9 protein-coding genes are annotated in these 9152 nt (G+C 69.1%); 6 read left to right on the forward strand and 3 right to left on the reverse strand.

All coding sequences use genetic code 11. The features are described from left to right. Positions 1–226 precede the first annotated feature (226 nt). Positions 227–937 (forward strand): orotate phosphoribosyltransferase, encoded by a 711-nt coding sequence (locus HMPREF0731_RS04905; RefSeq protein ID WP_007002926.1) that lies wholly within the window; start codon positions 227–229, stop codon positions 935–937. Between the two features lie 120 nt (positions 938–1057). On the opposite strand, the gene HMPREF0731_RS04910 is transcribed toward HMPREF0731_RS04905, so the two are convergent. Then, complete coding sequence (locus tag HMPREF0731_RS04910; RefSeq protein ID WP_007002927.1) at positions 1058–1459, reverse strand: DUF4345 domain-containing protein; 402 nt, start codon at positions 1457–1459, stop codon at positions 1058–1060. Between the two features lie 133 nt (positions 1460–1592). On the opposite strand from HMPREF0731_RS04910, the gene HMPREF0731_RS04915 reads away from it, so the two are divergent. Genes HMPREF0731_RS04915 through HMPREF0731_RS04925 form a run of 3 tightly spaced genes read left to right on the forward strand, consistent with a single transcriptional unit; the run spans position 1593 to position 5022 of the window. Continuing rightward, on the forward strand, positions 1593–3275 hold the full coding sequence (locus HMPREF0731_RS04915; protein ID WP_007002928.1) for a peptide ABC transporter substrate-binding protein: 1683 nt from the start codon (positions 1593–1595) through the stop codon (positions 3273–3275). Next, positions 3260–4204, forward strand: coding sequence for an ABC transporter permease (locus tag HMPREF0731_RS04920; protein ID WP_007002929.1), 945 nt, complete (start codon positions 3260–3262; stop codon positions 4202–4204). The genes HMPREF0731_RS04915 and HMPREF0731_RS04920 overlap by 16 nt, the downstream gene beginning before the upstream one ends. Further along, positions 4201–5022 (forward strand): ABC transporter permease, encoded by an 822-nt coding sequence (locus tag HMPREF0731_RS04925; protein ID WP_007002930.1) that lies wholly within the window; start codon positions 4201–4203, stop codon positions 5020–5022. Before HMPREF0731_RS04920 ends, HMPREF0731_RS04925 begins: the two co-directional genes overlap by 4 nt. Positions 5023–5239: 217 nt before the next feature. Here the strand turns inward: HMPREF0731_RS04925 and HMPREF0731_RS23570 are convergent, their stop codons facing one another. Beyond that, positions 5240–6070 carry an HNH endonuclease gene (locus HMPREF0731_RS23570; protein ID WP_083854439.1) on the reverse strand — a complete coding sequence of 277 codons (831 nt, stop codon included), beginning with the start codon at positions 6068–6070 and terminating at the stop codon, positions 5240–5242. 165 nt (positions 6071–6235) lie between these two features. Here HMPREF0731_RS23570 and HMPREF0731_RS04930 point away from each other — a divergent pair, with 165 nt between their 5' ends. Both HMPREF0731_RS04930 and HMPREF0731_RS04935 read left to right on the forward strand, forming a co-directional pair. Next, positions 6236–7435, forward strand: coding sequence for a CaiB/BaiF CoA transferase family protein (locus tag HMPREF0731_RS04930; protein WP_007002932.1), 1200 nt, complete (start codon positions 6236–6238; stop codon positions 7433–7435). Then, positions 7432–8367 (forward strand): hydroxymethylglutaryl-CoA lyase, encoded by a 936-nt coding sequence (locus HMPREF0731_RS04935; protein ID WP_007002933.1) that lies wholly within the window; start codon positions 7432–7434, stop codon positions 8365–8367. Before HMPREF0731_RS04930 ends, HMPREF0731_RS04935 begins: the two co-directional genes overlap by 4 nt. A gap of 48 nt (positions 8368–8415) precedes the next feature. On the opposite strand, the gene HMPREF0731_RS04940 is transcribed toward HMPREF0731_RS04935, so the two are convergent. Next, a partial coding sequence (locus tag HMPREF0731_RS04940) for an ATP-binding cassette domain-containing protein (RefSeq protein WP_007002934.1) occupies positions 8416–9152 on the reverse strand: 737 nt, incomplete at its 5' end.

Below are 9152 nucleotides of genomic sequence, written 5' to 3' on the forward strand. Positions count from 1 at the left end.
GCTCGACCCCGGCCAGGGTCGGCACCGGCCAGGGGATGCGCGCCAGCGCCCCCCAGCGCAGCGGGATCGTCGCGAAGGGCAGGCCCAGCCGCTCGGCGATGCCCAGCGGCTGGGCGGCGGTGCCGGCGCGCGGATCGGCCAGCACCCAGATGGCGGCATCCCCCGCATCCGTCATGGACGCGCCACGCCCAGGGCGTTACCAACCGCCCCCAAAGGAGACCCCGCCATGCCTTCGACCCATGCCTCCGACTGGGACCGCGACGCGGCCCTGACCACCGCCCGCATCCTGCTGGAGATCAAGGCGGTCAACTTCCGCCCGGAAGAGCCCTACACCTTCACCAGCGGCTGGAAGAGCCCGGTCTATATCGACTGCCGCAAGATCATCTCCTTCCCGCGCGCCCGCAACCGCATCTGCGACCTGGCGGTGGAGAAGATCGGCCGGCACATCGGCTATGAGACGATCGAGGCGGTGACCGGCGGCGAGACCGCGGGCATTCCCTACGCCGCCTGGATCGCCGACCGCATGATGGCGCCGATGTCCTATGTGCGGAAGAAGCCCAAGGGCTTCGGCCGCAACGCGCAGATCGAGGGCGACGTGCCCGAGGGCAAGCGCACCCTGCTGGTCGAGGATCTGACGACCGACGGCGCCTCCAAGATCCGCTTCGCCCAGGCGCTGCGCGACGCCGGCGCGATCTGCGACCACACCTTCGTGGTGTTCTTCTACGGCGTGTTCCCCGGCGGGCAGGAGCGGCTGAAGGAGATCAACCTGAACCTGCTGCATCTCTGCACCTGGTGGGATGTGCTCGAGGTCTGCCGCGAGCGGCCCTATTTCTCCGAGCACGCGCTGAAGGAGGTCCGCAAGTTCCTGGAGGACCCGACCGGCTGGTCCAAGGCGCATGGCGGCATCGGCTCCCCCGACGAGATCACCGCCTCCTAATTTTGTCAGGCTGCCGCCGTCTGGTGGGGAGGCGGGCCTCTCCACGGGCGCGGCCCGAGGGTGGGGCGGGGGTGCGGGGCGCCCCTTTCCGCCTGGCAGCCCGAAGACCCTGGGCGCGGCTCAGGCCGCGCTCACCCGCTCCACATGCCATTGCCACAGGCAGAGCAGCGGCGTGACGCCAAGTTCCATCCCCAGCGCCAGCCAGCCCGCCAGCCCCGGATCGCCCTGCACACCCAGGCCGATCAGCCGCCCCACGCCGCCCACCACCACCACGAAGCCCAGCAGGCGGAAGCGTTTTCCCTGCCGCTCGATGGCGGGCAGCATCCACCAGAAGGCCAGGCCGATGCCGAGCAGCAGGCCGGAGAGGTAGCGGTAATGGCTGTCGGCCGGGGCACCCACGGCCTCCAGCCCGGGCAGCATGGCCGGCCCCAGCATCACGCCGACCAGCCCGGCCGAGACCGGCACCAGCGCCGCCAGGGCCACGGCGGCGCGCAGCAGCCGGCGATGAAGCGATGGTGTCATGGTTCCTGTTGGCGTTGCGGCGGCGGTTTCGCTATCGCCTGGAGGGTGGTTCGCGCACGCGGCGCGGGTCACGCTCCAACCCGCGACGCCGCGCGCGGGTTGCCGCACGCAGCCAGTAGAGGGCGAACACCGCATGGGTCCTGCCGCACGCCGCCACCTCCTCGCCCTGCTGGCGGGCGCCGTGCCGGGCGCAGCCCTGGCCCAGGCGCCGCTGCCGCCGGCGGCGCGCGAGAGCCTGAGCATCGGCATCAACCAGTACCCCTCGACCTTCCACCCGAATATCGAGAGCATGGCGGCCAAGTCCTACATCCTGGGCTTCGCGCGCCGCCCGATGACCGCCTATGACGCGGAGTGGCAGCTCACCTGCCTGGCCTGCGAGCGGCTGCCGACGCTGGAGAATGGCGACGCGGTGCTGGAGACGACGCCCGACGGCAAGCCCGGCCTCCGCCTGACCTACCGCCTGCGCGAGGGCGAGCGCTGGGCCGATGGCACCCCCGTCTCGGCCGAGGATCTGCGCTTCGCCTGGGAAGCGGGCCGCGCCTTCGAGACCGGCTTCGGCCCCGCCGAATTCTACCGCTCCGCCTATGAGCTGATCGTGGTGGACCCGCGCACCGTGACGCTGCGGCTCGACAAGGTGACCTACCAGTTCGCCGCGCTGGGCGATTTCCAGCCGCTGCCGGCGCGGATCGAACGGCCGATCTGGGAGGCCGACCGCCGCAACTACCGCAGCCGCACCGCCTATGACACCGCCACCACCAACCCGGCGCTGTGGAACGGCCCCTATCGCATCGCCGCGGTGCAGCCCGGCGCCGGCGTGACGCTGGAGCGCAACGCGCACTGGTCCGGCCCCGCCCCCGCCTTCAACCGCATCGCCATCCGCACGGTGGAGAACACCGCGGCGCTGGAGGCGCAGCTGCTGGCCGGGCAGCTCGACATGGTGGCGGGCGAGCTCGGCCTGCCGCTGGAACAGGCCACCGCCCTGCAGCGCCGCACCGGGGATCGCTTCCGCTTCGCCTTCACCCCCGGCCTGACCTACGAGCATATCGACCTCAACCTCGACAACCCGATCCTGGCCGATCGCCGGGTGCGCCAGGCGCTGCTGCTGGGCGCCGACCGGGCGCAGATCGTGGCCCGGCTCTATGACGGCAAGCAGGAGGTGGCGGCGAGCGGCGTGCATCCGCGCGACGCCATGTATGACCCCGACATCCCGAGCTACCCCTTCGACCCGGCCCGCGCCGCCGCGCTGCTGGAGGAGGCCGGCTGGCGCCCCGGCCCCGACGGCATCCGCCGCAACGCCCAGGGCCAGCGCCTGACGCTGGAGCTGATGACCACCGCCGGCAACCGCGCCCGCGAGCAGGTGCAGCAGATCCTGGCCGGGATGTGGCGCGCCCTCGGCATCGAGACGCGCATCCGCAACGAGCCGCCGCGCGTCTTCTTCAGCGAGACGGTCAGCCGCCGCCGCTTCGAGGGCATGGCGATGTTCGCCTGGATCAGCAGCCCCGAGAATGTGCCGCGCACCACCTTCCACTCGGATGAGATCCCGAGGCCCGAGCGCAATTTCTCCGGCCAGAACTACACCGGCTATCGCGATGCCGAGGTCGACCGGCTGATCGAGGCGATCCCGCTGGAGCTGGACCCGGAGAAGCGCCGCCCGCTCTGGTCCGAATTGCAGCGCCGCATCGCCACCGATCTGCCGGCCCTGCCGCTCTGGCACCGGTCGGATGCGCATGTCTGGCCGCGCTGGCTGGACGGGGTGCGGCCGACCGGACACCAGAACTATTCCTCGCTCTGGGTGGCCGAATGGCGGGTGCGCTGAGCCTCGCCCTCCGGCGGCTGCCGCAGATCGCGGTGACGCTGCTGCTGCTGTCGCTGGCCGCCTGGTTCGCCATCGGGCTGATGCCGGGGGATCCGGTCTCGCTCGCCATCATCTCCGACCCCCGCCTGACGGGGGAGGATGTGGCGCGGCTGCGGGCGCTGCACGGGCTCGACCAGCCGCTGCTGGCCCGCTACCTGGCCTGGGCCGGCGGCGTGCTGCAGGGCGAGTTCGGCTATTCCCGCCTCTTCGCCCAGCCGGTGGGCGCCGTGTTGTGGCCGGCGCTGCTCTCCACCCTGGCGCTGGTCGGCAGCGCAGTGGGGCTGGCGGCGGTGCTGGGCGTGGCGCTGGGCGGGCTGGCGGCGCTGAAGCCGCGCGCCGCGCCGCTGGTGCAGGCGGTGGCGCTGCTGGGGCAGGCCATGCCCTCCTTCTGGCTCGGCATCCTGCTGATCATCCTGTTCGCCGTCACGCTGGGCTGGCTGCCGGCGGGCGGGCTGCCGGGCGAGGGCCAGCCGGCCTGGCGCTTCCTGGTCCTGCCGGTGGCCACCATCGCCTTCGGCCAGCTCGCCGCCTATGCCCGGCATGCGGCGACGGCGCTGAAGGCGGAGCTGGCCCGGCCGCACATCACCGCCGCCCGTGCCCGCGGCAATGGCGAGGGGCGCGTGCTGTGGCGCCACGCCCTGCCCAATGCCGCCGTGCCGCTGCTGACGCTGCTGGCGCTGGATGCCGGCGCGCTGGTCTCCGGCGCGCTGGTGACCGAGACGCTGTTCGCCCGCCCCGGCATGGGCAAGCTGCTCTACGACGCCGTCATGGGCAATGACTACAACCTGGCCCTGCTGGCGCTGCTGCTGGTGGCGCTGGTGACCATGCTGGCGACGCTGGCCGCCGACATCGCCCAGGCCTGGCTCGACCCCAGGATCGGCGAGCGATGACGAAGCTGCGGTTTGGCCTGTTCCTGCTCGCTGTGCTGGCGCTGGCGGCGCTGGCGGCACCCTGGCTGGCGCAATGGTTGGGGCGGGATGCCTTCGCCCCCGACCTGTTCGCCCGCTACGCCCCGCCCGGCCCGGACTATCCGCTGGGGGCGGATGAACTCGGGCGCGACCTGCTGCTGCGGCTGGCCTATGGGGCGCGCATCTCGCTCGGCGTCGGGCTGGCGGCGGCGCTGGCGGCGGCGCTGCTGGGCACCGCCATCGGGCTGCTGGCGGCCTGGCGCGGCGGCTGGGTGGATGCGGTGCTGATGCGCCTGGCCGATGGACTGCTGGCCCTGCCCGCCCTGCCCATCCTGGTGCTGCTGGCCGCCGTGGACCCGGCGAAGCTCGGCCTGCCGCGCGGCGAGGCCGCCACCGACATGCTGCGCATCATCGCCATCCTGGTGCTGTTCGGCTGGGTGGGCGTGGCGCGGCTGGCGCGCGCCGCGGCCATCTCCGTGCTGGCGCAGGATTATGTCCGCGCCGCGCGGGCGATGGGCGTGTCGGAGGCGCGGCTGCTCTGGCGCCATGTGCTGCCCGGGCTGCGCGCGCCGGTCGCCGTCGCCTGCGCGCTCTCGGTCGCCGGCGCCATCCTGGCGGAGAGCGTGCTGAGCTTCCTCGGCCTCGGCATCCAGCCCCCCGCCCCCTCCTGGGGCAACATGCTGGCCAATGCGCAGGAGGCGGTGTTCGCCGCCCCGCTGGCGGCGGTCTGGCCGGGGCTGGCCATCCTGGTCGCGGTCGCCGGCTGCGCCCTGGTGGCGGATGGGGTGGCGGAGCGCTAGGCGGGCCCTGAAACCGCTGGGCGGCGTTCTTCAGGCTGGGCCCGCCTGGATTGGCAGGGCCCTGTTCCTCCACTCGGCCCGCGCCTTGATCGGCGCGCGAAGGAGGGTCCTGCTGCGCTTTCTGTGGCCGCGGAGTCATGCCCCGCACACCCCGCCGCCGCTGGGCGGGGCGCTGCCATGCCCTTCAACTCGGCGCGCAGGACGCCGCAACAGCGCGCTACCCTCCCACCCCGCCCTGGGACTTTCGCGCTTTCGGTCCGAAATGCATGTCGCGGTGGCAGTTCGGGCACAGGGCGGTCACATTGTCCAGGCTGTCAGGCCCTCCCTCTGACAGGGGCACAATATGGTGGACCTCCAGGTAAGGCCTGCCATCAGCAAAGCGACGAAACGGCGCTGGCTGCTTGCAGGATTGGCAATGCCCCCTGGCCTGAAACAATGCCTCCGCGACGATATCGGGGTCTCTCTCAAAGACGGTTGTTTGGACTATTTTCCTGCGAACGGGCTGTTTCTCTTTGCTTCTGATACGCTCCAGACGAATGGAAGAGCTTTCCGACATTGAATTTTGTATTTTAGATTGAAAATCTAAATTAGATTCATCGAAAATATATTCACTAAAAATACTTAATAATTTTAATAAAATTTCAATTCCTTCTGATATTAATTTATCCATTTCAGACGGATCGTTTTTATCCCATATCTCAACAAAGACAGAATATCCTCCATTTCTATTTCTAATTTTTGCACATAAATCATTTTTATTGTAAATATCATTGTATATTGATTTAATTTTCTCTGCCAATTTTTTTGTTTTTTCTGATTTTATATTTCGATCAAAAAAAATAGAAACGTCTATTTTTCTTTCGTAATCTTTGTAGACATCAACACTTGGCCATATAGATTTAAAATCTTCTTCTAAAAACTCATTGTTTTCAAAATAATCTAAAATATTAAAATTTGCATAAGCCTCAAATTTGCTGGATTCCATTTTTATGGAAGTTTTTTCTTCAAATTTTTGAATAAATTTTCTAAGAAATATTTTCTTTTCCATTTCATTCACCCAAAATAATCATTATTCTGAAACAAAATTTCTGTCTGTCAACGCAGGCCATACTCCGGACCCAGAGCCCCTCCTCCGAAGCGCGGCCTGGCTTGACCGCTCTCCCCCTGCGCCGGCATTCTTTTCAAAGAGAAATAGCGGATACCGGACAGAGATATGCCTGCCCCCCTGCCGCTCGCCGGCCTGCGTGTGCTGGATTTCGGCCATACGGTGATGGGCCCGTCCTGCGGCGTGGTGCTGGCCGATCTGGGCGCCGAGGTGATCCGCATCGAGCCGCCGGAGGGTGACCGCACCCGCCGCCTGGGCGGCTTCGGCACCGGCTTCTTCGCCACCTACAACCGCAACAAGACCAGCCTGGCGCTCGACCTGAAGGACCCGCGCGGCAAGGCGGTGCTGGAGAGGCTGGTGCCCAGCGCCGATGTGCTGATCGAGAATTACGCCCCCGGCACGATGGAGCGGCTCGGCCTGGGCTGGGAGCAGCTGCGGGCGATCAATCCCGGCCTGGTCTATTGCGCGCTGAAGGGGTTCCTTCCCGGCCCCTATGAGGATCTGCCGGCGCTGGACGAGGTGGTGCAGATGCAGGGCGGCCTGGCCTACATGACCGGCCTGCCGGGGCGGCCGCTGCGCGCGGGGACCTCGGTGGTGGACATCATGGGGGGCGTGTTCGGCGTGGTCGGCATCCTGGCGGCGCTGCGCCAGCGCGAGGCCACCGGCCAGGGCCAGAAGGTGCAATCGGCGCTGTTCGAGAGCGTGGCCTTCATGGTCGGCCAGCACATGGCCGCCGGCGCCATGGCCGGGGAGCGCGTGCCGCCGATGACGGCGCGCCGCATCACCTGGGCGATCTACGACGTCTTCGCCGCCCGCGACGGCCAGGTCTTTGTCGGCGTCACCAGCGACCAGCACTGGCAGCGGCTCGCCGCGCGGCTGGGGCTGACGGCGCTCGCCGCCGATCCGGCGCTGGCCGACAATGCCGGGCGCGTCGCCGGGCGCGACCGCATCATGCCCGAACTGGAGCGGATTTTTGCCGGCATGAGCGTGGCGGAGGTGCTGGAACTCGGCCGCGCGGTGCGCATTCCCTGCGCGCCGGTCGCGCATCCGGAAGACCTGTTCAGCGACCCGCATCTGCTGGCCAGCGGCATCATGGGCGAGACGCAACTGCGCGACGGCCTGACCGTGCCGCTGCCGATGACGCCCCTGCATTTCGAGGACGCGCCGCTGACCCTGCGCCGCCAGCCACCGCTTGTCGGCGAGGGCACGGCCGGGCTGCTGGCGGAGATCGGGATTTCCGCCGAGGAGCAGGCGGCGCTGGCCGCCGCCGGCATCCTTGCCCTGCCCGCCGCGGAGACCGCCGCATGAGCCTGCCCTCCCGCATCGAGGTCCGCGAGGAAGGCCCGCGCGAGGGCTTCCAGTTCGAACAGGGAGAAATCCCGACCGAGCGCAAGCTGGCGCTGATCCAGGCGCTCGCCCGGACCGGGCTGAAGCGCATCCAGACCGTCTCCTTCGTCGATCCGCGCCGGGTGCCCGGCATGGCCGATGCCGAGCTGGTCTGCCAGGGCCTGCCGGTGGCCGAGGGCGTGGCCTTCGGCGCGCTCTGGCTGAACGCCAAGGGCTTCCTGCGCGCCCTGGTGGCGCCGAATTTGACCATCGATGGCAGCGTCTCGGTCTCGGCCTCCGAGGTGTTCGGCAAGCGCAACCAGAATCGCGACCGCGAGCAGGACCTGGCCGCCGCCGCCGGGCTGATGGCGCTCTATGCCGAGCACCGGGTGCCTTTCGCGCGGGCCACCATCATGGCCGCCTTCGGCTGCAATTTTCAGGGCGAGGTGCCGGTTTCCGCCGTGCTGGACCGCATCGAGGCGATCCTGGCCCTGGCGGGTGGCGCGGGCTTGCAGCGCCCGGTGGTCTCGCTGGCCGACACCATGGCCTGGGCGACGCCGCGCCGCATCGCCAGCGTGGTGGGCGCCGTGCGCGACAAATGGCCCGATCTGGAGCTGTCGCTGCATCTGCATGACACGCGCGGCCTGGCCATGGTGAATGCCTGGGAGGGCATGCGCCTCGGCGTCACCCGGTTCGACGCGGCGATTGCCGGGCTGGGCGGCTGCCCCTTCGCGAAGCATGCGGGGGCCGCGGGCAATCTCTGCACCGAGGACCTTGCTTTGCTCTGCGCCGAGAGTGGCGTCGAGACGGGCCTGGACCTTGAGGCGCTGATCGAGGCTGGCCGGCTGGCGGAGGCGGTGGTCGGCCACCCCCTGCCGGGCCGGGTGAAGCAGGGCGGCCCGCTGCGCCACTGACAAAAGTTTTTTGGTTCTTTTTTCCAAAAAAGAACCGCTTGCTTTCTTCTACCCCATGGCGGGCATGGCGCGCCCGCCGACCAGCCGCAGGATGCGTGTCGGCCGTTCCACCCCGAGCAGCCGGTGCGCGATCAGGATGGTGCTGCGGCCTTCGGTGGCGCTGTCGAGCGTTTCCAGGAAGGCGCGCTCGGCCAGCGGGTCCAGCCCGGCCGCTGGCTCGTCCAGGATCAGGATATCGGCCGGGGCCAGCAGGGCGCGGGCCAGGGCCAGACGCCGCCCCTGCCCGCCGGAGAAGCGGGCCCCGCCCTCGCCGCAGGGGGTTTCCAGACCTTGCGGCAAGGCGCGGATTTCGTCCGCGATGCCGGCGCGCTCCAGCGCCTGCCACAGCGCGGCGTCGTCGGCCTCCGGTGCGGCGAGGCGCAGATTGACGGCGATGCTGTCGTCGAACAGCCGCGCATCCTGCGTCAGGCAGGCGATGCGGCCGCGCACCGTGTCGGAGGACAGGCTGGCGAGATCCACGCCCCCCAGGGTGAAGCGGCCGGCTTGCGGCTCGGCCAGCTTCAGCAGCAGCGTCGCCAGGGTCGACTTGCCGGCGCCGGACGGCCCGAGCAGCGCCAGCCGCCCGCCTTCCGGCAGGTCGAAGGACAGATCCTCGAAAACCGGCTCGCGATCCTCCGCCCAGGCGAAGCGCACGCCCTCGGCCCGCAGCGCATGGCCGCGCGGCGCCTCGGCGGGGGTGGCGGGCTCGGCCACCGGGGGCGGGGTGTCGGCGGCCTCGAACAGCC

The organism is Pseudoroseomonas cervicalis ATCC 49957 (genome assembly GCF_000164635.1).
Lineage (GTDB): Bacteria > Pseudomonadota > Alphaproteobacteria > Acetobacterales > Acetobacteraceae > Pseudoroseomonas > Pseudoroseomonas cervicalis.